This is a genomic window from Mesorhizobium sp. WSM4810 (genome assembly GCF_055811235.1).
On record NZ_JBVVQV010000004.1, the window covers coordinates 202,936 to 228,481 of the forward strand.

At 62.0% G+C, this 25,546-nt stretch carries 18 protein-coding genes; 9 read left to right on the forward strand and 9 right to left on the reverse strand.

Going from position 1 to position 25,546, the window contains the following annotated elements:
- Window positions 1–14: 14 nt before the first annotated feature.
- The gene (locus tag AC0L3O_RS08195) at window positions 15–575 is read left to right on the forward strand and encodes an RNA polymerase sigma factor (protein ID WP_473534095.1); all 561 of its coding nucleotides are present in this window, start codon (window positions 15–17) and stop codon (window positions 573–575) included.
- 2 nt (window positions 576–577) lie between these two features.
- Window positions 578–2,671: a vWA domain-containing protein gene (locus AC0L3O_RS08200; RefSeq protein ID WP_473534094.1), complete on the forward strand. Its 2,094-nt coding sequence runs from the start codon at window positions 578–580 to the stop codon at window positions 2,669–2,671.
- A 111-nt stretch (window positions 2,672–2,782) separates the two neighbouring features.
- Here the strand turns inward: AC0L3O_RS08200 and bmt are convergent, their stop codons facing one another.
- Window positions 2,783–3,799 (reverse strand): betaine--homocysteine S-methyltransferase, encoded by a 1,017-nt coding sequence (gene bmt, locus AC0L3O_RS08205; RefSeq protein ID WP_473534093.1) that lies wholly within the window; start codon window positions 3,797–3,799, stop codon window positions 2,783–2,785.
- Window positions 3,800–3,882: 83 nt separating this feature from the next.
- Window positions 3,883–4,725 (reverse strand): helix-turn-helix domain-containing protein, encoded by an 843-nt coding sequence (locus AC0L3O_RS08210; RefSeq protein ID WP_027154489.1) that lies wholly within the window; start codon window positions 4,723–4,725, stop codon window positions 3,883–3,885.
- A gap of 228 nt (window positions 4,726–4,953) precedes the next feature.
- On the opposite strand from AC0L3O_RS08210, the gene AC0L3O_RS08215 reads away from it, so the two are divergent.
- Together AC0L3O_RS08215 and AC0L3O_RS08220 are read left to right on the forward strand one after the other, a co-directional pair.
- Window positions 4,954–5,964: a fatty acid desaturase gene (locus tag AC0L3O_RS08215; RefSeq protein ID WP_473534092.1), complete on the forward strand. Its 1,011-nt coding sequence runs from the start codon at window positions 4,954–4,956 to the stop codon at window positions 5,962–5,964.
- Between the two features lie 85 nt (window positions 5,965–6,049).
- Window positions 6,050–6,850, forward strand: a complete 801-nt coding sequence (locus AC0L3O_RS08220) for a phosphate/phosphite/phosphonate ABC transporter substrate-binding protein (RefSeq protein ID WP_473534091.1) — start codon at window positions 6,050–6,052, stop codon at window positions 6,848–6,850.
- 6 nt (window positions 6,851–6,856) lie between these two features.
- On the opposite strand, the gene AC0L3O_RS08225 is transcribed toward AC0L3O_RS08220, so the two are convergent.
- From AC0L3O_RS08225 to AC0L3O_RS08240, 4 genes are all read right to left on the reverse strand, one after another.
- Window positions 6,857–8,224 carry a M24 family metallopeptidase gene (locus tag AC0L3O_RS08225; protein ID WP_473534090.1) on the reverse strand — a complete coding sequence of 456 codons (1,368 nt, stop codon included), beginning with the start codon at window positions 8,222–8,224 and terminating at the stop codon, window positions 6,857–6,859.
- Between the two features lie 70 nt (window positions 8,225–8,294).
- On the reverse strand, window positions 8,295–10,880 hold the full coding sequence (locus AC0L3O_RS08230) for a GcvT family protein (RefSeq protein WP_473615315.1): 2,586 nt from the start codon (window positions 10,878–10,880) through the stop codon (window positions 8,295–8,297).
- On the reverse strand, window positions 10,877–11,362 hold the full coding sequence (locus AC0L3O_RS08235) for an endonuclease domain-containing protein (protein WP_473534088.1): 486 nt from the start codon (window positions 11,360–11,362) through the stop codon (window positions 10,877–10,879). Before AC0L3O_RS08235 ends, AC0L3O_RS08230 begins: the two co-directional genes overlap by 4 nt.
- A 140-nt stretch (window positions 11,363–11,502) precedes the next feature.
- Window positions 11,503–13,080 carry a trimethylamine methyltransferase family protein gene (locus AC0L3O_RS08240; protein WP_473534087.1) on the reverse strand — a complete coding sequence of 526 codons (1,578 nt, stop codon included), beginning with the start codon at window positions 13,078–13,080 and terminating at the stop codon, window positions 11,503–11,505.
- A 228-nt stretch (window positions 13,081–13,308) separates the two neighbouring features.
- On the opposite strand from AC0L3O_RS08240, the gene AC0L3O_RS08245 reads away from it, so the two are divergent.
- Window positions 13,309–15,177 carry a phospholipase D-like domain-containing protein gene (locus tag AC0L3O_RS08245; protein WP_473615316.1) on the forward strand — a complete coding sequence of 623 codons (1,869 nt, stop codon included), beginning with the start codon at window positions 13,309–13,311 and terminating at the stop codon, window positions 15,175–15,177.
- A 124-nt stretch (window positions 15,178–15,301) separates the two neighbouring features.
- On the forward strand, window positions 15,302–16,462 hold the full coding sequence (locus AC0L3O_RS08250; RefSeq protein WP_128173835.1) for an MFS transporter: 1,161 nt from the start codon (window positions 15,302–15,304) through the stop codon (window positions 16,460–16,462).
- Here AC0L3O_RS08250 and AC0L3O_RS08255 read toward each other — a convergent pair.
- Window positions 16,459–17,016: a hypothetical protein gene (locus AC0L3O_RS08255; protein ID WP_419693649.1), complete on the reverse strand. Its 558-nt coding sequence runs from the start codon at window positions 17,014–17,016 to the stop codon at window positions 16,459–16,461. The two genes, AC0L3O_RS08250 and AC0L3O_RS08255, sit on opposite strands and share 4 nt — an antisense overlap.
- Window positions 17,017–17,156: 140 nt before the next feature.
- On the opposite strand from AC0L3O_RS08255, the gene AC0L3O_RS08260 reads away from it, so the two are divergent.
- Window positions 17,157–19,226 carry a prolyl oligopeptidase family serine peptidase gene (locus tag AC0L3O_RS08260; RefSeq protein WP_473534084.1) on the forward strand — a complete coding sequence of 690 codons (2,070 nt, stop codon included), beginning with the start codon at window positions 17,157–17,159 and terminating at the stop codon, window positions 19,224–19,226.
- Window positions 19,227–19,445: 219 nt separating this feature from the next.
- Entirely contained in the window at window positions 19,446–20,825 is a 1,380-nt protein-coding gene (locus AC0L3O_RS08265; protein WP_473534083.1) for an aspartate aminotransferase family protein, read from the forward strand.
- A gap of 108 nt (window positions 20,826–20,933) precedes the next feature.
- Here AC0L3O_RS08265 and AC0L3O_RS08270 read toward each other — a convergent pair whose 3' ends face one another.
- Entirely contained in the window at window positions 20,934–22,958 is a 2,025-nt protein-coding gene (locus AC0L3O_RS08270) for an ABC transporter ATP-binding protein/permease (RefSeq protein ID WP_473534276.1), read from the reverse strand.
- 347 nt (window positions 22,959–23,305) lie between these two features.
- On the opposite strand from AC0L3O_RS08270, the gene AC0L3O_RS08275 reads away from it, so the two are divergent.
- The gene (locus tag AC0L3O_RS08275) at window positions 23,306–24,181 is read left to right on the forward strand and encodes an SMP-30/gluconolactonase/LRE family protein (protein ID WP_473534082.1); all 876 of its coding nucleotides are present in this window, start codon (window positions 23,306–23,308) and stop codon (window positions 24,179–24,181) included.
- A 375-nt stretch (window positions 24,182–24,556) separates the two neighbouring features.
- On the opposite strand, the gene mmsB is transcribed toward AC0L3O_RS08275, so the two are convergent.
- The gene (gene mmsB, locus AC0L3O_RS08280; protein ID WP_473534081.1) at window positions 24,557–25,441 is read right to left on the reverse strand and encodes a 3-hydroxyisobutyrate dehydrogenase; all 885 of its coding nucleotides are present in this window, start codon (window positions 25,439–25,441) and stop codon (window positions 24,557–24,559) included.
- Window positions 25,442–25,546 lie beyond the last annotated feature (105 nt).

Genomic DNA, 25,546 nt, shown 5'->3' on the forward strand with positions numbered 1-25,546 from the left:
CCAACAGGCAAATGATGGCGATGATGCTGGATGAAAGCGAAGCCTCCGACGCCGAGCTGATCGGTCGTGCGAAGGGCGGTGACAGGGGGGCTTTCGGCAAATTGCTCGAAAGGCACTATGACTTCGTCTATCGCGCCGCCTATCGCTGGTGCGGGAAAAAGGCCGATGCCGAGGATATCGCCCAGGAAGTCTGCGTCCGGCTCGGCCGGGCGATCCGTGACTATCATGGCAGCGGCGCCTTCACCACCTGGCTCTACACCATGACGCTGAATGCGGCACGCGACATGATGCGCAAGAGCGTCCGCGAGGCGATCAAGACCGAAGCCTATGGGGCTTACGAGCTGATCTCGGGAGAGGCCCCGGCCGAGCCCGAAGATCCAGCCGAGGCGCTTTGGGTGGCGGTGCGGATGCTGCCGGACAAGCAGCGCGATGCAGTGCTGCTCGTCTATGGCGAAGGGCTGAGCCACGCACTCGCTTCCGAGGCGATGGGCATCTCGGAGACGACGGTTTCCTGGCACATCCATGAAGCGAAGAAACGGTTGAAGGCGCTCATGCTTTCAGCCGGGGAAGTGTGATCATGGTCGACGACAACCAACTCAACAGGCTGCGCAACATCGCAGCACCGGCACCCGGTATCGACGCGAAGGCGCGTGCCTTCGAGGCCGCCATGCGGGCTTACGACCTGGGCGAAAAAACTTCACCTGCCGCCCAAGGAACGGCGAAAGGGCTTCGTCTCACAGAGCGAGCACAAAAGCTCTGGAGCGAAATCATGCAAAAGAAACTCTTCGCTACCCCGGCCATTGCCGGGCTCGTCGCCCTGCCGATCGCCGGATACGCCACCATCTATATGCTGCAGGAGCAGCCGTTCTATTCCGGTGGGAACGAGAAGATCAGCGAAACGCTGGCCGATAAACCACTGGCTACGAAGAAAGCCGATGCCGACGCCGAAAGCCGCGTCGCAGCCGAGGCGCTTGCCCCGGCATCGCCGCCGAAGCCACAATCGGCTGCCGGCCTGGCGCAGCAGGACGCTCTGGCCCGCAATGTGGCGCCCGAGCCGGCACCTGCGCCGAAAGGTGAGTTCGCACAGGATGGTGGAGCTGCGCCGTCTGGCAGAGTGATGATGTCTAATTCTCCTCCGAAAGCCGACGGAGCCACGCAGGCTGGCCGCATGCAGGGCGCTGAATCCAAGTTGATGGCTCAGCCTTCGACCGCCCCAGCTGACCAGATGCCGCTCCCAGAGCAAAACCGCGACCGCGTCGAGGAATTCAAGAGCAATCCGGTGCGTGCCGCGCTCGAAGACCCGGTGTCGACCTTTTCGATCGATGTCGACACGGCCTCCTATTCCTTCGTGCGGCGCTCGCTCAGGGAAGGTGCTTTGCCGCAGGCCGACACCGTCCGCGTCGAGGAGATGATCAACTACTTCCCCTATCACTGGAAAGGTCCGGACGTTGCCTCGACGCCGTTCAACTCGACCGTCAGCGTCATGCCGACGCCGTGGAACGAGCACACCAGGCTGATGCATGTCGCCATCAAGGGTTTCGACGCCAAGCCGGCCGAGCAGCCCAAGGCCAACCTGGTCTTCCTGATCGACGTGTCGGGCTCGATGAACGAGCAGGACAAGCTGCCGCTCCTGCAGTCGGCCTTCCGGCTTCTGGTCAACAAATTGAAGCCCGACGATACCGTCTCGATCGTCACCTATGCGGGCGATGCCGGCACTGTCCTGGAGCCGACGAAGGTTTCGGAGAAGGACAAGATCCTCAATGCCATCGACACGTTGGCGCCCGGCGGCAGCACGGCCGGCGAGGCGGGTATCAGGCAAGCCTATCGGCTGGCGCAGAAATCCTTTGTCAACGACGGCATCAATCGCGTGATGCTGGCGACGGACGGCGACTTCAATGTCGGCCAGACCGACGATGACGATCTGAAGCGGTTGATCGAAAAGGAGCGCAAGACCGGGGTGTTCCTGTCGGTGTTCGGTTTCGGCCGCGGCAACCTGAACGATCAGATGATGCAGGCCATCGCCCAGAACGGCAACGGCACCGCCGCCTATATCGACACTTTGGCCGAGGCGGAGAAGGTGCTGGTCGAGGATGCGTCCTCGACATTGTTCACCATCGCCAAGGACGTGAAGATCCAGGTCGAGTTCAACCCGCAAAAAGTCTCGGAATACCGGCTGATCGGCTACGAGACCCGGGCCTTGAACCGCGAGGATTTCAACAATGACCGCGTCGATGCCGGCGAGATCGGTTCGGGGCATTCGGTTACCGCGATCTACGAGATCACGCCGAAGGACAGTGGCGGCGAGAAGATCGATCCGCTGCGCTACGGCCAGGCTGCAGTGAACAATGGCGGCGTCGCCAATGCCGACGAATATGCCTTCGTCAAGATCCGCTACAAGTTGCCGAACGAGGATGCCTCGAAGCTGATCACCACGCCGGTGACATCGGCCAACGAAGTGGCTGGTTTCGACCAGGCCAGCATCGACCAGCGATTCTCCGTTGCCGTCGCAGCTTTTGGCCAGAAGCTGCGCGACGAGGATGCGACCGCGAAGTTCGGCTACGACAAGATCATCGAGATTGCCACTGCCGCCCGTGGAGCCGACCCGTTCGGGTACCGGTCCGAGTTCCTCTCGCTGGTGCGCCTTGCCTCGGCGCTCGGCGGTAACCGGTAGTGGGTGTGTGACGGCCGGTTTTCCTCAGATGGGATCGTTCTGATACGGAAAACCACCGATGGGCGGTGAGGCAGGCCGGCAGGGAAAACCTTGCCGGCCTTTTCAATTGCGTCAGGCGCGGCTGCGCCGGCGCTCGCGGCGGGCTTCGCTGGTCTCGACGGTGTTGACCGTCGCCTGCTTGTTGCGCATCGGGCCGATGCGCTCGACAATTTTTTCGACGGTAGGGCGATCCGACCTTGTGTGCGCATCGAGTGCCTTGCACATGGCGGCGAGGTGGGCGAACGAGGTGCCGCAGCAACCGCCGACGATCTTTGCGCCGGCATCGACGGCCAGCCTGACATAGTCGGCCATCAGCTCGGGCGTGCCGGAATAGTGGATTTCGGCGCCGCGAAATTCCGGAATGCCGCAATTGCCCTTGACGATCACCGTCGCCTCCGGCTTCGCCTCGGTCATGTCGAGCAGTGAAGCGAGGATGTCGGAGGCGCCGACGCCGCAATTGGCGCCGACACCGAGCGGCGCCTGCGACAAGCCATCGGTGACGCCGTGGATGTCCTTCGGCAACAGCCCCATCATGGTGCGGCCGGCGGTGTCGAAGGAGCCGGTATAGGTATAGGGCAGGCCGACGCGGATCGCGGCTTCGGCTGCGGCACGGATTTCGTCCGGCGCCGACATGGTCTCGATCCAGGCGACTTCGGCGCCGCCGGCCTTCAGGCCCTCTATCTGTTCGGCAAAGGCGTCGACCGCCTCGTCATAGGTCATGGCGCCGAGCGGCACCAGCAGCTCGCCGGTCGGGCCGACCGAGCCGGCGACGATGACCTTGCGGCCGGCCTTATCGGCGACAGCGCGGGCGATCTCGGCGGCGCGCTTGTTCAGCGCGTAAACCCGGTCCTGCGCATGGTGCAGCTTCAGCCGGTGGCGGGTGCCGCCGAAGGAGTTGGTCAGGATGATGTCGGCGCCGGCATCGACGAAGTTCTGGTGCAGACTGGTGATGGTGTCCGGCGCCGTCTCGTTCAGCAACTCTGGAGCCTCGCCGGCCTCTAGCCCCATGGCGAACAGATTGGTGCCGGTGGCGCCATCGGCGAGCAGAACGCCCTTTTCGGCAAGCAAAGCGTCGATTGGATTGGTCATTGGAAATCACGCCTTCCGGGATTCTTTGTCGGGATATAAAGAAATCTTTATATGACGTCAATGTCGGTGCAGGAAGCAAGCCGTCAAAATCGCATTTCCGCCAGCCTTTGGGTGAAGCTGGCTGCTTCGTGCGCATTGATGTCGGCGGCGCGGATCAGATTGTCGAAATGGCTGGTCAGCTTGCGGACCGGCTGGGTCGCGTTCAGCACCAGATACATGTCGCCGACATAGATGGCGGCGCGATAAGGCCCGAAGATGGTGTAGGGGATCGAATAACGCATCCGTCCGTCATAGAGAAACAGGCGGAAGGTGGGATAAAGGTCGTCGAGCAGCGTCGCCATATGAAGAAGCTGCTGGTGGCGGGCGGCCTCAGGGAAACGGTCCCAGACGCCCAGGCCGCGCGCAAAGATCTCCAGCGTATGGCGCGGCATGCAGACTTCCATGTCGGTTTCCGGCCGCCGGTTGTAGTCGATGCGGTACTGCGTCTCGCCGGCCTGGGCCTCACGGCTCTTGTTGGCGATACCGGCCTCGTAGTCGACGAGCGCTTCGGTGCGCAGAAGATCGGGAATGCCGGCCGGCACGTAACGGATTTTCGTGCCCGCGGCCTCGGCATGCCATCTGGCCAGCAGCGTGCGGTCGAAGCCGTCAGGCGCTTCCTCGATCTCCAGGCTCTCGCGGATTTCACCGGTGAGGCCTTCGTCCTGGCTGAGGCCGAGCAGCCAGTCGAGCGACACTTTGAATTCGGCGGCGATGTTGAGCAGCGTTTCGGCGCGGGGAAGGCGTGTCGAGGCGCCGGACAGCAGCTGCGAAAGCGCCGAGCGGTCGATGCCCACCGCAGTCGCGAAAGCGGACTGGTTCAGATCGGATCGTGTCAGGAGCATTTTCAGGCGCTCCCGAAAGACCGTCGACAGGTCGCGTTTGTCCATATCGTCATTCCAGCCATTGGGAGAAAAAAAATTCGCCGAACCCGCCGACCTGGCACTTTGGGCGTAAATGAATCCTCAAGCCTGTTTACAATAGATAACACATGCAGCTGAAAATGCGCAATCGCAACATTTTGTGCGCTTTGTCGCGTTGCAGCATCACGACGCTCCTGACACAATGCTGTCAGGAATCAAAACGGTTCCGGCGACTGGAAGGGCAGTGGTCGATCGATGACAAGCAGGAATAACAGACGGCGCAATGCACCGGCCATCGAATGGCCGACGGTCTTCCTCGCGTTTTTCTGCTACGGCACCTGGCTCGCAGCCGGCCTGTTCCTGTGGCCGTCCTATCCGCTGCTGGCGCTCGTCGTTCTGGCCCTGATGGCGGCGCTGCAATCCTCGCTGGCGCACGAAGTCCTGCACGGCCATCCAACCCGCAATGCGCAGTTCAACGAAGCTTTCGTCTTCCTGCCGATTGGTCTCGTCTGGCCGTTCCGGCGGTTCAAGACCATTCATCTGCGCCATCATGCCGACGAACGGCTGACCGATCCGCTTGACGATCCTGAAAGCTACTACAAGGCGCTGTGGCACCATGACGAATTGCCGCCGGCGATGAAGTTCCTGCTGAAGATCAACAACACCATGATCGGCCGGCTCATTCTCGGCCCGTGGCTGTCGTGCACCGGCTTCTTCATCGACGATGCCAGGCAGATGCTTGCCGGCGACAAGGTGATCCGCAAGGCATGGCTGCTGCACGCCATCGGCCTCGCCGTGGTGCTGCCGGTCGTGCAGTTCGGCTTCGGCATCCCGCTATGGCTCTACATCCTGGTGCCGGTGTGGCTGGGCCAGTCGCTGATCTCGATCCGCACCTTTGCCGAGCATCAGTGGTCGGAGCATCCGGAAGGCCGTACGGTGATCGTCGAGCGTTCGCCGCTGTCGTTCCTGTTCCTCAACAACAATCTGCATTTCGTTCATCACAAGAGCCCGACGGTGGCCTGGTACCGGCTGCCGAAGCTGTTTCGCGAGCGCCGTGACGAGTGGCTGCGGATGAACAATGGCTATGCCTATCCGAACTATTTCGCGCTGCTTAGGGCATATGCCTTCAAGGCCAAGGAGCCGATCGTCCACCCGGTGCTGCGGCGCACGCCGGAACCGGGCCGGGCGTTCAAGCCGCGCGTCAGGGCGCGCAGCCTCAATGGGCTTGGCAGTGCGCCGGTACCGGCCGAGCCGCCGAAAGAATGAATTTTTGGGTATTGCCGACAGCGATGCCCAGGTGCGCGTCAATGGCCTCGTCAATTTTTCTCAGCGTAACGATTAAAGTCCCGGCATGAGCGATTTCGTTGCCGGCTTGCCGATGTATGACTGGTCTGAAATGCGGAGCGAGGTCGACGCCCAATGGGCGCGGCTGCGTGATGCCTTCCGGCAAAAAGGCATCGACGCGCCGCAGACCATCGCTCGCGTCAATGCCGATCTGCGGCCTGTGGAAGGCGGCATCCGCGACGCCGCCGGAAAGGTCATCGCGCCCGATCCGGCGACGCTGCCGCCGGACGAGTTGGATTTTTTCGGCCTCTGGCTGCATCCGGCGCTGCTGCTCGCTCAGACCTGCTGGGGTCCGATGGAACTCGGGCTGGCGACGCATGTTCAACTGATCGGCCAGCCGCGTTACGACGCGTTCGAGGGCGGGCAGGGTGAACTCTATTCGAGCGCGCTCGTGATGCGTGCAGGTGAAGCGCCGACGGTTGCCTCACCGTCCGATGGCAGCCCGCTCATCCCGCTCGATGTCCTGCGTGACAAGCATTTTACCTTCAACAGCCTCGATTCCATGTCGGGCATTATCGCGCCGACGCGTGACCTGGAGGCGCTGGGCGAAAGCCTGGACATCTTCTCCGAGCGCAGCGAAAGCGGTGGCCACCGCGCCTCGATCGTCGCCATTGCCGAGGGCAAGGCCGATGTCGCGGCCATAGACTGCCAGAGCTGGGCCAATGCGCGGCGCTTCGAGCCGGCAGCGGAAGCGGTCACGGTCGTCGGCTGGACAACGCGGCGCAAGGGCCTGCCGTTCATCACTGCCAGAACGACACCGGAAACGGTCGTGGTGGCGCTGCGCGAGGCGGTCGCGGCGACCGCATAAAGACAATCAGCCGCCGAGCAGCCGCTCATCGAGCGGATAGGTCGAAAGCTGCTCGTTGCCGGTTTCGGTGATCAGGATCTGCTCCTCGATCTTGACGCCCTCGCGTCCGCCAAGCCGGCCGATATAGCTCTCGACGCAAAGCACCATGCCCGACACAAGCACGCCGTCGGGCGTGTCTTCGGTCCAGTCGATGGCATGCGGCAGCGTCGGGTATTCGTCTGCCAGGCCGACGCCATGATAGAGCACGCCGTAACGCGTCGGGAAACAATCTCCGGGCGGCACCGCCGAGCATTCGACAAGATCGCGGAACGATGTGCCCGGCTGCATCAGGCCGATGTTGTGGGCGATCTGGTCGGCGGCGATGCGAAACAGCTCGCGTTGCTCGTTGGACGGCTCGGTGTCGCCGCAGAGCCAAGTGCGCGACAGGTCGGCGCAGAAACCGTAAGGGCCGATCAAATCGGTATCGAAAGCGACGAGGTCGCCGGCTGCGATCGTTCGCGACGAGCATTCCTGGAACCAGGGATTGGTGCGCGGGCCGGACGTCAAGAGCCGGGTTTCGACCCATTCGCCGCCACGCGCAATGTTGCCGCGATGGAGTTCGGCCCACAATTCGTTTTCGGAAATCCCTGGCCTCAAAGCTGCTTCCATCTCGCCCATCGCCGCCTCGCAGGCGACGATCGACCGGCGCATGGCCAGGATTTCGTCGGGCGATTTGATCAGGCGTGCGTTTTCCATCAGCGCTTCGCCATTGGCGATCGAGATGCCGAGGCGGGCGAGCGCTTCGACGCCCTCGGGATTGATGTGATCGACGGCGATGCGACTGACACCGCCGCCATGCTGCTTGACCAGATCGGCAATCCCGGCGGCCCAGCGGCGGACTTTTTGCTCGGTGAGGTCGCCGCTGTAGAGATACATCCAAGACACTGCCGGCCGAACCTCGTCGACGACGCCGGAGTGGTCGGAAAGGTGCTCGCAGGAAAAATAGTCGAACAGCACCACCGGACCTTCGGTGGCAACGAAACAATGTCTTGTCGGATTGTGCGCGACCCAGAGCTGCATATTGGTCGAGTCGGTCGCATAGCGGATGTTGATCGGATCGTAGAGCAAGGCTCCCGCATAGCCGCGGCGCTTCAGCTCGGCGCGGATGCGGTCGAGCCGGTATTGGCGCATGGCGGGCAGGTCGGGAGCAGCAATGCCGGCGGCGTGCCACTCGGCTTCCGCCAGTGCGCCGTAGCCAAGCACATGCTGGTTGAGTTCAGCGGCCTTCTGCCGCGACTTCAGGCGCAACGCATCGATTGAGCCTGCTTCGTCTGGCTCGAACGGCGCGATCCTGCGATGACGACCGAACCGTCGCTCGACGCCCGGATCGCTCATTTTCCTATCCTCCCGATATCAATCGGCCGCGCGGGTCAGGCCCGAGGGCGGGCCTTTGGGTCCAATGCTTTCAGGCCCGCATCTTCTCGCCGCTCGGGTCGAAAGGCGGCTCGACATTGATGCGGGCTGGTCGTCGGCTTCCGAGGATCTCGATCTCGAACAGTCCGGCGCTCTCGTCCGCGGCCAAGGCCGCCGGCACATAGCCTTGCGCCATCGATTCCTGGACGTAATGGGCATAGCCGCCGGAGGTGACCCAGCCGACCACGCGCCAGTCGCCGTCGACGATGCCGCGCACGGCCGAAGCGCCTTCCGCGGCGCTCGAGCCGCGCACTTCCTTGCCGTCCGTATCGAAACGCGCCGCACCATAGCCGTGCGGCTTTTCCACCGTGCCGTAGTCCTTGCCGCCGACCTTGGCCCAGATTGGTTCGTCGCCCATCACGTCCGCGTCTGCGGCATCGACGATGAAGGAGACACGGCGCAGTTTTGGCCCTTCTGCCTGCTCCCTCGCTGCCGCGTCGCGTCCGATGAAGTCGTTCTTCTCCAGCTTGACGAAGCGGTCCATCTCCCCCTCGAACGGCCCGTAGATCGGGCGCAGTTCGCGGAACCAGGTCGGAAAATTCTTTTCCAGGCGCATCGAGAGCAGGGCGCGCATGCCGAAATCGACCAGGCCAAACTCTTCGCCGGCATCCTTGATCGCCTTGTAGACGAGACGCTGGTAGGCCGGCGCCATCCAGATCTCGTAGCCGAGGTCACCGGTATAGGTGATGCGATTGACCATGCAGGGCGCGCCGCCGACCGCCATCTCGCGGAAGTCCATGAAGCGGAAGGCCTTGGTCGAGATGTCGGCGTCAACCAGTTTCTGCAGCAGGTCGCGTGATTTCGGCCCGGCGATCGACAAGCCGACCAGCGTCTGGTCGAAGCGGTGAATGCGGACCTGTGACGCCCCTGGACCATCCTTCGGCAGGTGCTTCTCGAACCAGCGCATATGATACTTCTGCGCCGCCGACGAGCTCCAGATCATGAAGCGCTCTTCGCCCGCCTTGGCGATGGTGAAATCGCCGATCAGCCTGCCGAACTCGTTTAGCATCGGGGTCAGCACAATGCGGCCGGTCTTCGGCATGCGGTTGGTCATCAGCCGGTTGAGGAAATCTTCCGATCCCGGCCCGGAGACTTCGTATTTGGCGAAATTGGCGATCTCGGTGACGCCGACCTTCTCGCGGGTGGCGCGCACTTCCTCGCCGATCGGCCCGAAATCGTTGGAGCGATGGAAGGAAACGATGTCCTTCGGCTCGGTGCCTTTCGGTGCGAACCAGAGCGGGGTTTCAAGGCCCCAGCTATCGCCCATGACGGCGTTGTTGGCCAGCATCGTGTCGTAAAGCGGAGTCGTCTGGGCCGGGCGTGCCGCCGGCAGCTCCTCGTTGGGAAAGCGGATGGAAAAACGGCGCGAATAGTTTTCGCGCACCTTGGCATTGGTATAGCGCAGCGTCGCCCATTCGCCGAAGCGCGCGACGTCCATGCCCCAGACGTCAAAGCCGGGATCGCCATGGACCATCCAGTTCGACAATGCCAACCCGACGCCGCCGCCTTGCGAGAAACCGGCCATGACGGCGCAGGCGCACCAGAAATTGGTCAGGCCCTGCACCGGGCCGACCAGCGGATTGCCATCCAGCGCGAAGGTGAAGGGACCGTTGATGATCTGCTTGATGCCGGCCTTCTCGATGCCGGGAAAATGCTTGAAGCCGATTTCCAGCGACGGCGCGATGCGGTCGATGTCGGGCTGCAGCAGCTCATGGCCGAAATCCCACGGCGTGTTGACCGGAGACCACGGCTTGCAGGCTTTTTCATAGGTGCCGAGCAGGATGCCGTTGCGTTCCTGGCGGGTGTAGATCTCGCCCTTGAAGTCCATAACGCCGATCATCTCGCGGCCGGTCGACTTGTTGAATTCCTCGACCTCCGGCATCGGCTCGGTCAAAAGGTACATATGCTCCATGGCCAGCAGCGGCAGCTCGACGCCGACCATGCGGCCGATCTCGCGCGCCCACAGGCCGCCGCAGTTGACGACATGCTCGGCCTTGACCGTGCCTTGCTCGGTAACGACGTTCCAGGTGCCGTCGACCTCCTGCGTCAGCTCGACGACGCGGTTGCGCAGCACGATCTCGGCGCCGAGCTTCCTGGCGGCCTTGGCGTAGGCGTGGGTGGTGCCGGAAGGATCGAGATGGCCTTCGACCGGATCCCACATGGCGCCGACGAAATTGGTCTCGTCCATCAGCGGGAACATCGCCTTGGCCTCTGACGGCGTGATCAGCTCGGTGTCCATGCCGAGATAGCGGCCTTTGGCGTGGGCAAGGCGCAGGAAGTCCATGCGCTCGGGCGTGTCGGCCATCATCACGCCGCCGGTCAGGTGCAGCGAGCAGGACTGGCCTGAAAGCTCTTCGATCTCCCTGTAGAGCTGCACCGTATAGGCCTGCAGCTTGGCGACATTGGGATCGCCATTGAGCGTATGGAAGCCGCCCGCCGCATGCCAGGACGAACCGGAGGTGAGCTCCGAACGCTCGATCAGCATGATGTCGGTCCAGCCCTCCTTGGCCAGATGGTAAAGCACCGAGCAGCCGACGACGCCGCCACCGATGACAACCGCTTTTGCATGAGATTTCATGAAGATAGTTCCGTTTTTGAAGAGATTGAATCGAGTGGGCGGGGTGTGAGAACAAATCGGAGGTCGGATACAGCGATGTTCTCGGCCAGCCTGCCATCAAGCGCGGCAAGGATGGTTTCACAGACGGAAGTACGATGTTTCAGGACGTCATGGTTCCAAAGACGCAGAATCGAATAGCCTTGGGCGCGCATGAATTCGTCGCGGCGGCGGTCATAGGAACTGCCGGCGTGTTGGTGTCCATCGACTTCAACGACAAGCCATTTCTCGCGGCAAGCGAAGTCTGCAAAAAAGGGGCCGATGGAAAACTGACGCGTAAAGCGATAGCCCCCAAGCTTGCGCGCCTTTAGTTCAAGCCAAAGCAATGCTTCCGTCTGATTGCCTGCTTGCCTGAGTTTTCGTGCTCGCTGGGTTGTACCTATTTTGCGGCGACTGCGTGTCTTGGCAATGGCGTCCCCCACTCCGTCGCTGCTTCGCAGCGCCACCTCTCCCCCCTCCGGAGGGAGAGGAAGGGCGTCATCTGGAATAATCTCGCGCCATTCCTCTACCCCGTCGATCGGGGGAGAGGTGTCGAGCGGAGCTCGACGGAGTGGGAGTCGCCTGTTCATCAAATCAATGCAGATGATCAAAAATCAGTCGGCGCGCCGCCTTCGGACCGACGTTTGTCGACGAAGGCGTCGAGCTCCTCGCGGATAGCCGGGTCCATGTAGGGCTCTTCATAGGAGGCCAGCCGCTCCTTCCATACCCGATTGGCTTTTTCGATAGCTGTCGGCGATCCGGCTTCCGCCCAGGTCTCGAAATTGCGCCAGTCGGAGATGATAGGCGAATAGAAGGCGGTCTTGTAGCGGTCCTGGGTATGCTGGGTGCCGAAGAAATGGCCGCCGGGACCGACATCGCGGATGGCGTCGATAGCCAGTGCTTCCTCCGAAAGGTCGAGCGGGGTCAAAAATTCGGCCACCATCTGCAGCAGATCGATGTCCAGGATGGTCTTCTCGTAGGAGCAGCGCAGGCCGCCTTCCAGCCAGCCGGCCGCATGCATCATCAGATTGCCGCCGCCCTGTATGGCGCCCCACAGCGAGAACACGCTTTCATAGGCGGCCTGTGCGTCGACCGTGTTGGCGGCGCAGGTGTTGGAAGTGCGGTAGGGAATGTTGTAGCGGCGGGCGAGCTGGCCGCCGACCAATTGCGCCTTCATGTATTCCGGCGTGCCGAAGGCCGGCGCGCCGGACTTCATGTCGACGTTGGAGGTGAAGCCGCCATAGCCGACGGGCGCGCCCTTGCGCACCATCTGGGCGAAGGCAATGCCGGACAGTGCCTCGGCATTCTGCTGCACCAGCGCACCGGCGATGGTCACCGGCGCCATGGCGCCCGACAGGGTGAACGGCGTCACGATGACGACCTGGCCCTTGCTCGACATCTGGATGATGCCTTCCATCATCGGCACGTCGAGCTTGAGCGGCGAATTGGTGTTGATGATGGTGAACACCGACGGCTGTTCGAGAAGCTGTTCGGCGCTGATGCCGCGCGCGATCCTGGTGATCTCGATGCCGTCGACATTGCGCTCCTTGCCGAGCGAATAGATGTGGAACACCTTGTCGGTCAGCACGCTCAGATCGCGGATGCATTCGAGGTGCCTGACGGACGGATGGATATCGATCGGCTCGACCGGATAGCCGCCGGTGCAGTTCAGGATGTTGTGCATCTGCGCAAGCTTGAGGAAGTTGCGGTAGTCCTGCTGGTTGCCGGGGCGGCGGCCGCGGTCGATGTCGGAACAATTGGGCGCCGACGCCATCATCGAGATGATCAGGTTGTCGCCGCCGAAGCGGACATTGTGCGCCGGATTGCGGGCATGGATGGTGAATTCCGACGGGCAGTGCGAAACCAGCTCGAGGATCATGTCGCTGTCGAAGCGCACCCGCTCACTGCCTTCGCGGACATCTGCGCCATGCGCCTTCATGATGCGCCTTGCCTCGTCGTGCAGCACGTCGACGCCGATTTCCCTGAGAACGCGCAGCGAGGCGAGGTGGATCGATTCCAGTTCGTCGTCGGAGACCAGCCTGGTCGGCGTCAGCGGGATTTTCAGCTGACGGAAAGGCGGCTGCTCGAATGCCGCCGCTGCGCCGGCGCGCTTGCCCGCGCGGCCGCCGCGACGGGCGCGGTCGTTTGTCAATGCCGGTTCGGCGGGATGAAGGGCGGCGGTCATGCTAGTCCTCGTACGCTGCGATGGTGCGGCGGCATAATGGACCGACCGCCGTCCCGCCATTGCGGAGGCGGCGACCACTAGGACGAGGGAAGCGACATGGACGTTCGCCAGCCGGACGCACCAGGGCGAATCCAGATCTGTGCCCGAACTGTGAAACATGTCACGTTGCGATCACGTCATATTGAGCAAGTACATTGAATACAAACCGTCCTGAGGGAGACTATTTCCGTGTCGGATGTTGTTAGCGTGCGTGCAGCGACCAACAACGAAGTCGCTTTCATTGCCTGGGATATTGACGGAATGATCGACGGCTGTCTCGGCTTCGAGATCGTCCGCATCTATCCCGGCACCGGCGAGGAACGCTGTCTGGCTTCCTGGGTGCCTTTCCGGGGGCAACGCAACAAGGACTGGATTCCGCAGGATACCGGCGTCTGGCCGGTGCAGAAGACATTCTGGCGCGATCTTACGGTGCGGCGGCGCCGCGACAGCGTCGAAATCAGGCCCGATGGCGAATTGGTCGCCTACCGGGTGCGTCCGGTCGGCGACATGCGGCCCGGCCTCGATCCAGTGCCGGTGCGCCCCGAGAAAGCCTATACCGGAGCGGCTCGGCCGCTCGGCTATCTCGGACAAGGCGCCGTCAGCCCGACCATCTTCCTGGGATCGATGTTCGGCAAGGCGCGGCTCGCCTTCACCAACGGCGTGCTCTCGACGCAATGGCTGTCGCGCGCGCTGGAAGACGCCGGCATCAAGGTCGGGCAGCGCGACAAGATCAGGGCCGAGCTTCAGCGTCCCGGCAGCAAGATCCGCGCCTATCTTCATGGCGAGGTTCCGGATGTGCTCACCAGCCTGATGAAACGGGCCAAGGCCGAGGGCGGCACTGTCAGGCTTGCCCTCTACGAGCTTGGCGATGACGAGTTGTGCGACGCGATCATCGACGCCAAGGATGTCGTCGACGTCATTCTTTCGAATTCGGGCAGGGATGAACAAACGAAGGCGTGGGACGCGGGCAACGCGCCCTTCAGAAAGCGGCTGCGCGACGCCGGCGTCGTGCTGACCGATCGTCTGTTCAACAACAATCATATCGGCCACAACAAGTTTGCCGTCTACCGCGACGCCCAGGCCAATCCGCAGGCGGTCATGACCGGCAGCACCAACTGGACGTCGACCGGCATTTGCGGACAGTCCAACAACGCCTTCATCCGCGACGACCCTGCCATGGCCAAAGTGTTCGATGCCTATTGGGAGCGGATGAAGGCCGACGTGTTCCCGCCGCCGGCGAGCGATAGCGCCGCTGGACGTGTGGCGCAGAAGCAAGGCAGGCCGTTTCGCCTGAAGAATCGCACACCGAACCATGTCGATGGGACCACCATCTGGTTCTCGCCAAACGATCCCGACCGCAGCAAAAAGGACATCTCGGTGCGGCCTGTCGACCTCGAAGATGTCTTCGCACGAATCAAGGCGGCGAAGGAGGCGGTGCTCTTTCTCGTGTTCAATCCGTCGCGGCTTGGCAACAATTCGGTCATCGATCAGGCGGTCGCGGCGGCGACGGCGAATCCAAAGCTGATCGTGCAAGGCGCAATCAGCGATCACACCGCCATGCCCAACTATATTGCTCCGACCCGGGATCCAGTCACCAACAAATCGAACAAGGACGGCAAATCGCCATTCGTCTTTCCGGAGAAGGTCTGGGAGGCGCCGAACGTCTCCATCGTCAGGGCGGCCAACCTGACGGGGGCCTCCGTTGCGCGGGATTTCCAGGCGGAAGTGCTGACCGTCGGCCATGCGATCGTGCACGACAAGATCGTGATCATCGATCCGATGGCCGACAATGCGACCGTCATCGCCGGCAGCCACAACCTTGGCTACAAGGCGTCCTATGAAAACGACGAGAACATGGTGATCGTCGAAGGCGACAAGACGTTCGCTGCGGCCTTTGCGGTGCATATGCTCGACGTGTTCGACCACTACAAGTTCCGCGCCTGGCGTAGAACGATTGGAGAAGGACCGTCGGACAATGACGGGCTCTCCATCGACGACAAGTGGCTGAAGCCTTACGCGGAGGGCAAGAAGGGGGCGATTGCCCGGTATTTTCCGTAGTGGCCTGAATGGCGCCGCGGAGTCCTTAACAAGGCATGCTCTGGCTGGCGCAAGCGGTTCCTGCCGCCGGTGCTTCCCGGCACGCCGCCGAAACGCTAATCGTGCAGGTTTCGTGGTGCGGATCATGGACCGGGCGGAACAGAACAGCGACGAGACAATGCAGTGGGCGGCGATCACCGGCGTGATCGCCACCGTTTCGGTGTTCGCTATCGCGCAAGGGCTAAGCTATCCGCTGCTGAGCTTCATCCTGCAGCGCCAGGGCGTCTCGCCGGCCATGATCGGCCTGTCGGCGGCAATGACGCCGGTCGGCTTTATCGTCTCGTCGCCGCTCATCCCGGCGCTGGCGCGCCGGTTCGGGGCAGGGCGCACGGCGCTGACCTGCGCGGCCCTTTCCGCCATCATGCTGGCGCTGATCGGCTGGACGCAAAATGTCTATCTCTGGTTTCCACTGCGCTTCCTGATCGGCGTGGTGACCAATCCGCTCTATGTGCTGAGCGAGATCTGGGTGATCGCGCTGGCGCCTCCGGCGCGCCGTGGTCGCGTGATGGGAATCTATTCCACAGTCATTTCGGCCGGTTTCGCGGCCGGCCCGCTGTGCCTGCTTGCCGTCGGCACCGAAGGATGGCCGCCGTTTCTCGTTGGCATCGCCGCATTCGTCTTTTGCGGCGCCTGCCTGGCGCTGGTGCTGGGACGGCTGCCAAAGGTCGATGAAGCCGGGCACCAGGTTTCGGTGATGGGGTTCATGCCGATGGCATGGCTGCTGCTGTCGGCGGTGGTGGTGGCCGCCGGTTTCGAACAGGGGGTGCTGGCACTGCTGCCGGTCTACGGAGCGCATTATGGTATCGCGGAGGCGCGCATGTCGGCGCTGCTGTCGATGATGATCGCCGGCAACATCGCCATGCAGGTGCCGCTCGGCCTGCTGGCGGAACGGCTGACGGCGCGTCTGGTGCGATTTATCTGTGTATCGCTAACGGTGCTTGGATGCGTGCTGTTGCCGGTTCTCATCGAGACGCCGCTGATCTGGCCGTGCGTGTTTGTCTGGGGTGCGGTTTCCTACGGCATCTACACGATGTCGATCATCGAGCTCGGCGAGCGGTTCACCGGCTCGGCACTGGTCGCCGGCAACGCTGCCTTCTCGCTAATGTGGGGCGTCGGCGGCATCGCCGTGCCGCCGCTGGCGGGCGGCGCCATGGATATTCTCGGTGCGGACGGCCTGCCGATCACGCTTGGCGCCATTTGTCTGGCGTTGGCGGTCACAACCGTATTGCGGGGGCGAGCGGTCTAATACAATTGCGGGGTGCCTTCATTTCCTTGCCATCTGGAAATCGCCCATAAATCACATTCGGCATGGTGTTCAGAGGGATGCATCCTGCGTAGAAGGTCTCGAATTTCAACGGCACGATCAAAATCGGGTATCAATCCAACATCGGACAGTTCCGTGTTCGCAAACACGTCAGGAAATCCTCCGCAGTTGGTCAGAGCGCTTATGGAGACGTCCTGATCCAACAAGTCGTAGCCCAGGAAGGTAAATCCGTTCCAGTCGAGTGAACGCACGTCAAGCGATGGTCTTCGGATCACATTAAGGACATTCAAGTCGCCCGGATCCGCCAGCTCCGAAAGGAGGAAGTCCAGGTCCACAAAGAAATCCAGCATGTAGTCCTCGTTGACAATATGGGGCCAGTAGCTGTCCTTTACCTGTCCCAGCGCGACCGGCCCGAGCATTCCATCGAGTGAGACGACCTCGCTTAATTGGGTGAGGCCGGACCAGTTTATGTACATGGTCCACGCAGTGCCGCTGAAAGGACCGAACTTCTCTTTGGCAATGTACAGATGTTGCATGGATTCCCTCGTGGCCTGCGGGCGGCAGGCGGCCCCACCTTAGGAGGCCAACAGCGCAATGGCTCCTTTTGCGTTCCAAGTTGAATACCGATAGTGGCAAGACGACGTTGCCGAGCCTTGACGAGTTTATCGGAGACCACATGACCAAGTCGAACACAAAGACGCGTCCCAATTCGGCGACTGAGGATCCCTTTCTCTGGCTGGAGGACAGAACGGGCAAGGAAACGCTCGACTGGGTTCACCGTCAGAACGAGATCACGGTCGCCGAGTTGCAGGGCGATCCATCCTACCAGACCTGCTTCCAAACCGCACTGGACCTGATGACGGCCGAAGACAACATTGCCGTCGGGTCTGCGCTCAACGGCCACGTCTATAATTTCTGGCAGGACAAGACCAACGTGCTCGGCCTCTGGCGGCGCACTCCGGTCGCTTCCTACAAGACCGAGGAGCCGGAATGGGAGACGATCATCGACTTCGACAGTCTGTCAGCCAAAGAGGGTGTGAAATGGGTGTTCAGCGGCGCCAGCCGGCTTTACCCCGATTTCAGCCGCTGCCTGCTCAGCCTGTCGCCGGATGGCGGCGACGCCAGCGAAATGCGCGAATTCGACATCGACAGCAAGTCCTTTGTCGAGGGCGGCTTTCGTGCTCCTGCATCGAAGTCGGGCTTCAACTGGCTGGACAAGGACACGGTCATCGTCTCGGCTGCCTTCGAAGAGGACGAAAAAACCCAGTCCGGTTATCCGCGCGTGGTCAAGCTTTGGCAGCGCGGCACCAGGCTGGAGGATGCGACGCCGATTTTCGAGGCGCAGAAGCAGGATCTCGCCGCCGGCGGTTCCCTCGAATTCGACGGCGACAAGCGTCATCTTCTGCTGACCCGGACGCTCGATTTCTTTGCCTCGCACAGTTTTCTTCGTCTGCCCTCCGGCGAAAACAGGCGCATCCCGTTGCCGGACGACGTGACCGACGCGGTGCTGTTCAGGGACCAGTTCGTCTTTGGAGTGCGCAGCCCGTGGACGGCGCCGGACGGCACGCTGTGCAAGCCTGATGGCCTCTATTCGCTGGACTTCGCGCGCTGGATCGAGACCAATGGGTTAGGACCTGTCGAGACCGTGCTCGAGCCGGCGGATCGTGTCTCGATTGCCGGCATTGCCCGCACGCGGGACCGATTGTTCATCAATTTGATGGACAATGTGCGCGGCAAGGTCGTCGCCTGCGATCGCAGCGGCAGCGGCTGGTGGCTGCAGCCGGTGGCGCTGCCCGAAAACGGGAGTGTCGGCATCAGCCACGCCGAGCGTTTCGGCTCCAGCGTGTCCTTCTCCTTCACCGATTTCCTGACGCCGAGCTCGATCATCTGGTCGGACGACAATGCAGCGATGCTGACAACGGTGAAATCGCAGCCGGCGCGTTTCGATGCGTCGTCGCTGGTCTCGGAACAGTTTGAGGCACGCTCGAAGGACGGCACCAAAATCCCTTATTTCGTCGTCAGGCGGCGCGACCAGGACGGGCCGGTGCCGACGCTGCTTTACGGCTATGGCGGCTTCGAAGTGCCGCTGCTGCCCGGCTATGCCGGCGTGCGCGGTCGGCTGTGGCTGGAAAAGGGCAATGCCTATGTGCAGGCCAATATCCGCGGCGGCGGCGAGTTCGGCCCGAACTGGCACCAGGCCGCGCTCAAGGCCAATCGCCAGAACGCCTTCGACGATTTCGCCGCGGTCGCGCAAGACCTGGTGGAACGCGGAATCGCCACGCCGGCGACGCTTGGCATCCAGGGCGGGTCGAATGGCGGCTTGCTGACCGGCGTTTCGCTGACCCAGCATCCGGAGCTTTTCGGCGCGGTGATCATCGACGTGCCGCTGCTCGACATGCTGCGCTACACCGAACTGCCGCCCGGCGCATCCTGGATGGCCGAGTATGGCGATCCGGCGAAGCCGGAAGAGGCCGCGTCGCTGGCGGCTTACTCGCCTTATCAGCATGTCGAGACCGATGCCGCCTATCCGCCGGTGCTGCTGACCACATCGACCGCCGACGACCGCGTCCATCCCGGCCATGCGCGGAAGATGGCGGCACGGCTGCAGGCTGCCGGCCACGCGAAGACGCTGTTTTTCGAGGAGACCGAGGGCGGCCATGGCGGGCGCGGCGATCGCCGGCCGCAAGCGGCACAGGCGGCGATGAAGTATGTCTTCCTGCAACGGGCGCTGACCGTAACGACTTGAACGGAACGGCTTGAACTGAGCGCATCAGACCGCCTAAGATGCTGCATGGGTCGGATGAAGGCATCATGCGCGTTTGGGGTGGCCGTGACGCCGTCGCCGCGCACGCTTCGCGCCGAGCTTCTGCGGCTTTGCGCCCGCATCGGCTATTCGCCGCCCGCCTTCCTCTGACGAATCCGCCCCGGCTGCAATTGCCGGATTGGTTCAAGAGGAAGATCAGACATGACCTATCAGAATTATTCGCTGAAGCAGCTTCAGCAGATCGATGCTGCGCATCACCTCCATCCGTTCACCGACCACAAGGAGATGCGCGAGGCCGGCTCACGCATCATCACCCACGCCAACGGGCCGTTCATCTACGATTCCGAAGGCACGGAAATCCTCGACGGCATGGCCGGGCTGTGGTGCGTCAACATCGGTTACGGGCGCGATGAGCTGGCCGACGCCGCTTACGCCCAGATGAAGGAACTGCCCTACTACAATTCCTTCTTCAAATGCTCGACCCCGACACCGGTGCTGCTGGCCAAAAAGCTGGCGGAACTGGCGCCGAAGCATGTCAACCAGGTGTTCTTCGGCTCGTCCGGTTCGGAGGCCAACGACACGGCGCTGCGCCTCGTGCGCCACTATTGGGCATTGGAAGGCAAGCCGGAGAAGAACCGCATCATCTCGCGCAAGAGCGCCTATCACGGCTCGACCATCGCCGGCACGTCGCTGGGCGGCATGGAGCCGATGCACAAGCAGCTCAACGGCGCGGTTCCCAACATCGTCCATGTGATGATGCCTTATGCCTATGAGCTGGCTCTGCCCGGCGAAAGCGACCATGATTTCGGCCTGCGCGCGGCCAAGGCCGTCGAGGATGCCATCCTCGAAGCCGGCGCCGACAAGGTCGCCGCCTTCATCGGCGAGCCGGTGATGGGAGCAGGCGGCGTGAAGATACCGCCGATGAGCTATTGGCCGGAAGTGCAGCGCATCTGCCGCAAATACGATATCCTGCTGATGCTCGACGAGGTCATCACCGGCTATGGCCGCACCGGCGAGTGGTTCGCAGCGCAGACATTCGACATCGAGCCCGATACCATCACCACCGCCAAGGCGCTGACCTCCGGCTATCAGCCGCTGTCGGCATTGCTGGTCGGTGACCGCATCGCCGCGACGCTGGTCGAGAAGGGCGGCGAGTTCAATCACGGCTATACCTATGCCGGCCACCCCGTGGCCTGCGCCGTGGCGCTGAAGAACCTCGAGATCATCGAGCGGGAAGGTTTGGTCGATCGGGTCAAGAACGACACCGGACCCTATTTCGCCAAGGCGCTGCAGGAGCACGTCGGCGAGCACGATCTGGTCGGGGAGGTGCGCTCGATCGGGCTGATGGGGGCGATCGAGATCGTCAGCGACAAGGCGACCAAGGAGCGCTTCCTGCCGGCCGGGAGCGCGGCCGTGACCGTCCGCGACCACGCAGTTGCCCAAGGCATGATGCTGCGCGCCACCGGCGATACGATGATCCTGTCGCCGCCACTGATCTGGACGCGCGAGACGATCGACATAGCCTGCGGCCGCATCGCCAAGGCGCTTGACCTGGCGCAGGCGGATTTGCGCAAGCGGTGAGATAAAACGATCGCCGGGCGTTCTGCAACCGGAGGCCCGGCGTTTGAATGCCGGATTCTGCCAGCCGGAGGAGCCGCTCACCAAGGGCCGAGGCCCGATCGGCGGATTTCACTTTTTTGTCTCGGGCAGCGCCGCTTTGCTCAACGCAGCGCTGCGCTTCGGTACGGCGCGCCGGCGCCGCATAAATCGCTCAAGCAAGTTCCGTCTTCTCTTGCGCTGGACAAGATCGATATCGCTGACAAGCTTTGCGCCGCCCTCGCGCCGCTCCAACGTGATCTTGCGGCTATGAAAGGCTTCCAGCTCGGCGCGATGCGCCACGCTTATGATGGTGACCTTCGGCAATTCGTGAACGATCATCTCCATCATCTTGTCCTGGCTCTTTTCGTCGAGTGCTGACGTTGCTTCATCCAGCACGATGATATCGGGGCTGTGCAACAGAAGACGCGCGAAGGCGAGCCGCTGCTTTTCGCCACCCGAGAGGGTCTGGTCCCATGGCGCGTCGTCCTCGATCTTGTCATTCAGATAATCGAGCCCGACCTTGTCGAGGGCAGCCTTGATCTCGTCCAGCGTCCAGCGATCGGCGGCGCCTGGATAGGCGACTGCGCGGCGAAGCGTCCCGGTGGGGACATAAGGCCGTTGCGGCAACATGAACAGCCGTCTGTCGGCGTGGATGTTGACGCTGCCGCCGCCCCACGGCCACAGACCTGCGACGGCCCGCACCAGCGTACTCTTGCCTGAGCCGGATTCGCCGGCGACGAGCACCCGCTCGCCTGATTCGATCACGACCTTGGTTTCCTTGACCACGGCGGTGCCGTCGTCGAGCGACACGGAGAGATTGTTCAGGCTGAGCATCGCATCGCCTGCAGCTTCGCCGCGCTTTATGCGTCCGAGGGTGTTGCTCTGCTCCGCGCGCTCGAGCCCGTCGAGCGACATCATCAGCGAGGCGATGCGCCGTGCACAGGCGTTCCAATTGGCGAGACGGGGGTAGTTGTCGACCAGCCATCCGAACGCGCCCTGCACGATCGCAAAGGCAGAGGCAGCCTGCATGACCTGGCCAAGTGTCATGCCGCCTTCGAGAAACTTTGGAGCGCAAAGCAAAACCGGCACGACAGGCGCAAACAGACTCGCCCCCTGCGATACCAGCGCTGTGCGCATGTGCTGACCTGTAAGGAGCGCCCATTGCCTGAGCACATAGGCGAACGTCTTGTCGATGCCGCTACGCTCTTCCTCCTCGCCGCCAAGCAATGCGATACTCTCGCCGTTTTCCCGCACGCGCGTCAGCGTGTAGCGGAATTCGGCTTCCGCCTGATTTTTTTCCTCGGAGAGGTGGACGAAATGGCGGCCAATGACCGCCATCGAGGTGGATGTGATCGCGGCATAGAGCACCGCGGTGATGACGAGAAAGCCGGGAATGGTCACCGTCGAACCTGCGATCGGCAGAGTCAGGGCCCCGCCGATCGTCCAGAGCACCACGATGAAGGTCGAGGCCGACAGAAACGCGTTGATGACACCGGCGATGAAGTCGACCGGGGATTCGGTGGCAATCCGCAAATCCTCCGTGATGCGTGCTTCAGGGTTCTGGTGGTCGCCGCCGACGAGGTTCAACTGAAAGTAGCGGCCGCTTGCAAGCCACCGCGCGATGACCGCGTTGGTGAGCCAGGAACGCCAGCGGCGCTGCATCGTCATGCGAAGGAAGACCTGTGCAACGACAAGGCTTCCGCTTCCGAGCACGAGCGGCACGAAAACGGCGCTCAGGACATAGACGGTGCGAGCATTGCGTTGCTCAAGGGCATCGAAAATTGCGCGATTCCAGACATTGATCCCATACTGGAAGCCGACATTGATGACGATCAGGAGCAATAACCCGATCGTGTACGGCCAAGCCCGCCTATCGCCTCCGCGGCCCCAGTAACCGCGCGCGCTGATCCAGAAACGCCTCAGCAAGTATCTCTTGCGCGCCTGCTCGGCCTCCTCAGGGGTCAGCTCCGGATCGGGTTCGACGAAATCCAGCGGCGGCGGAGCCGCGCCGGCGATCTCAGACGCGGCTTCGACAGTCGATTGCTTCTCCTGGCGCGACTTCTCGCCATCGCGCGATTTGGAGACGGATTTCGGCTTGGATTTAGCCCCGGACATACCGGCGATAACGGCTTGGAAATCAGAAGGTTTCAATGATGTCCGCTCAAGCCGCTTGATCTCCACGTCGGCGCGGATGCGGTCGGCTTCGTTTCCTGGCGTCTTCCTTGATCTGCTGCCGCTTCGCGAGCGTGTCGACAATCTTTCGTCCGCAGTGCGGCTTCCAACGACAGTGGTGTTGGAACTGCCATTCATCTGGGGAATTGTAATGCTGGCTAAGCATAAGCCGCTTGGCACATAGGCTTGTCAGAGCAATCGAAGCGTCAACTGTAAGTTTTGTAAGATCGACAACGCAATTTGTAGTTGCGTTTTACATAAACGCGTCAAAATAACATAGGGAGGCTATCATGATTAGGCTGCAGACAGTTCTATTTTCTATTCTGCTACTAGGAGTGACAGGGTTGCCGGCGACGGCGGAGGAGGTCTGGTCGCTTGACGGCTTCAAGGCCCCAGAGAGCGTCCTCTTCGATGCAAAGCGGAACGTCTTCTACGTCTCCAACATTGTCGGCGAGCCCGCCGGCAAGGATGGGGTTGGATACCTTTCGAAAGTTTCGCCTGACGGAAAATTGCAGGCAGCCGAATGGGTGACCGGCTTTAATGCGCCCAAGGGATTGGTGATGAAAGGCGATACGCTTTTCGTCACCGACATCGATCGGCTCATGGCTGTCGACGTCGAGAGCGGTCAGATCACTGGAACGTGGCCTGCAGAAGGCGCTCAATTCCTCAATGATCCCGCTATCGACGAGGCGGGTCGGGTCTTTGCTTCCGACATGCTGGCGAACAGGATTTATGTTCTGGACAATGATGCTCTCTCCGTCTGGCTCGAGAGCGAGGATCTCCTGCATCCGAATGGTCTGCGCGTCGAAGACGGTCGCCTCCTCGTCGCAGGTTGGGGTCGCGACATCCAGCCGGATTTTTCGTCCAAGACACCCGGCCATCTGATCGCGATCGACCTGAAGACGAATGCCATCTCTGACATCGGGTCCGGCGAGCCTGTTGGAAATCTGGATGGTCTAGAATCAGACGGGGCAGGGAATTGGCTGGTTACGGATTGGGTCGCAGGGGCGCTCTTTCGCATTCATCCGGATGGAAAAGTCGAGCAGCTGATGGACCTCAATCAAGGCAGCGCCGATCTGGAATTCCTGGAAGAAAAGAAGCTGGCAATCATCCCCATGATGATGGACGGCAAGCTGGTCGCAACTCGATTGGATGGAGCAACTTGAGAAGAGGCTCGCATAGCCCTCTTCCCTTGGCCGCACGGGGTCGTGACTTGCACCACCGAGGGCCGCGCGGTCCGGCCCATTAATGCAAAAACCGCGCTCCATCGGGAACGCGGCTTTGCCAGATACGCATGGCGCTTCGCTGACTGAACACTTGGCGAAACTTACGGGCTCCGGTACGCGAGACCTGATCCGGAGCGCCGGGCGGTTGCGATAGGCCGCCTCGCACTCCGTTCTACAGGGACATCGTTACCGGGTGGTTATCGATAGTTTAAGCAAATCTAAATTTCCGATGTTTCTTGCCGGAAACCGAAAGCCGGTCGAGTTCGAGGCTGAAAGCGCGTCGCGTCTGAAGGGCAAGCTTTTGGGCGATGTGCATTACGCCGGGGTGCCGCGCAGGAAATTTATGATGCCGGAGAAGTCGGCAGCGGCATGCCCCTGGGCGTTGAACAGCGCATAAAGCTGGGCGGCCTCGGCGCCGAGCGGCGTCACCGCACCGGCGCTTTGCGCGGCTTCCTGCGACAGTTTCAGGTCTTTCAGCATCAGTGCAGCGGCAAACCCCGGCCTGTAGCCATTGTTGGCCGGCGATGTCGGCACCGGACCAGGGACCGGGCAGTAGGTGGTCAGCGACCAGCACTGGCCCGACGAGTTCGAGGCAACGTCGAACAGCGCCTGGTGCGACAGGCCGAGCTTTTCCGCCAGAACGAAGGCTTCGGCGACGCCGATCATCGAAATGCCCAAGATCATGTTGTTGCAGATCTTTGCCGCCTGTCCGGCGCCGTCATCACCACAATGGACGATCCGGCCGGCCATCGGCTTGAGGATTGGTTCGGCCTTGGCAAAAGCTTCCTTCGAGCCGCCGGCCATGAAGGTCAGCGTGCCGGCGGTGGCGCCGCCGGTGCCGCCGGAAACCGGCGCGTCGATCGACAGCAGCTTGTGTCTGGCGGCAATTGCGTGGGCTTTTCGTGCCGATTCGACGTCGATGGTCGAGGAATCGATGAACAGCGCGCCTTTTTTCGCCTTTGGCACGATGTCTTCATAGACCGACAGGACGTGTTTGCCGGCCGGCAGCATGGTGATGACCACGTCGGTCTCCTTCACCGCGGCAACGGCATTGGCCATGACGACGACCCCATGCTCCTTGGCGTTGGCGAGATTTTCCGGGATCAGGTCGAAGCCGTGAACGGCATATCCAGCCTTGACCAGATTGGCTGCCATCGGATTGCCCATATTGCCGAGGCCGATGAAGGCGATGGTGGTCATGATGGCACTCCGTGGTTAGGTTAGGCAGTAGGCAGTAGGCAGTAGGCAGTAGGCAGTAGGCAGTAGGCAGTAGGCAGTAGGCAGTAGGCAGTAGGCAGTAGGCAG

Bases quoted from the DNA above. Each gene is read 5' to 3' on its own strand.
- AC0L3O_RS08195 (WP_473534095.1), top strand. From the start codon at position 15: ATGGCGATGATGCTGGATGAAAGCGAAGCCTCCGACGCCGAGCTGATC.
- AC0L3O_RS08200 (WP_473534094.1), top strand. From the start codon at position 578: ATGGTCGACGACAACCAACTCAACAGGCTGCGCAACATCGCAGCACCG.
- bmt (WP_473534093.1), bottom strand. From the start codon at position 3,799: ATGACCAATCCAATCGACGCTTTGCTTGCCGAAAAGGGCGTTCTGCTC.
- AC0L3O_RS08210 (WP_027154489.1), bottom strand. From the start codon at position 4,725: ATGGACAAACGCGACCTGTCGACGGTCTTTCGGGAGCGCCTGAAAATG.
- AC0L3O_RS08215 (WP_473534092.1), top strand. From the start codon at position 4,954: ATGACAAGCAGGAATAACAGACGGCGCAATGCACCGGCCATCGAATGG.
- AC0L3O_RS08220 (WP_473534091.1), top strand. From the start codon at position 6,050: ATGAGCGATTTCGTTGCCGGCTTGCCGATGTATGACTGGTCTGAAATG.
- AC0L3O_RS08225 (WP_473534090.1), bottom strand. From the start codon at position 8,224: ATGAGCGATCCGGGCGTCGAGCGACGGTTCGGTCGTCATCGCAGGATC.
- AC0L3O_RS08230 (WP_473615315.1), bottom strand. From the start codon at position 10,880: ATGAAATCTCATGCAAAAGCGGTTGTCATCGGTGGCGGCGTCGTCGGC.
- AC0L3O_RS08240 (WP_473534087.1), bottom strand. From the start codon at position 13,080: ATGACCGCCGCCCTTCATCCCGCCGAACCGGCATTGACAAACGACCGC.
- AC0L3O_RS08250 (WP_128173835.1), top strand. From the start codon at position 15,302: ATGGACCGGGCGGAACAGAACAGCGACGAGACAATGCAGTGGGCGGCG.
- AC0L3O_RS08255 (WP_419693649.1), bottom strand. From the start codon at position 17,016: ATGCAACATCTGTACATTGCCAAAGAGAAGTTCGGTCCTTTCAGCGGC.
- AC0L3O_RS08260 (WP_473534084.1), top strand. From the start codon at position 17,157: ATGACCAAGTCGAACACAAAGACGCGTCCCAATTCGGCGACTGAGGAT.
- AC0L3O_RS08265 (WP_473534083.1), top strand. From the start codon at position 19,446: ATGACCTATCAGAATTATTCGCTGAAGCAGCTTCAGCAGATCGATGCT.
- AC0L3O_RS08270 (WP_473534276.1), bottom strand. From the start codon at position 22,958: ATGTCCGGGGCTAAATCCAAGCCGAAATCCGTCTCCAAATCGCGCGAT.
- AC0L3O_RS08275 (WP_473534082.1), top strand. From the start codon at position 23,306: ATGATTAGGCTGCAGACAGTTCTATTTTCTATTCTGCTACTAGGAGTG.
- mmsB (WP_473534081.1), bottom strand. From the start codon at position 25,441: ATGACCACCATCGCCTTCATCGGCCTCGGCAATATGGGCAATCCGATG.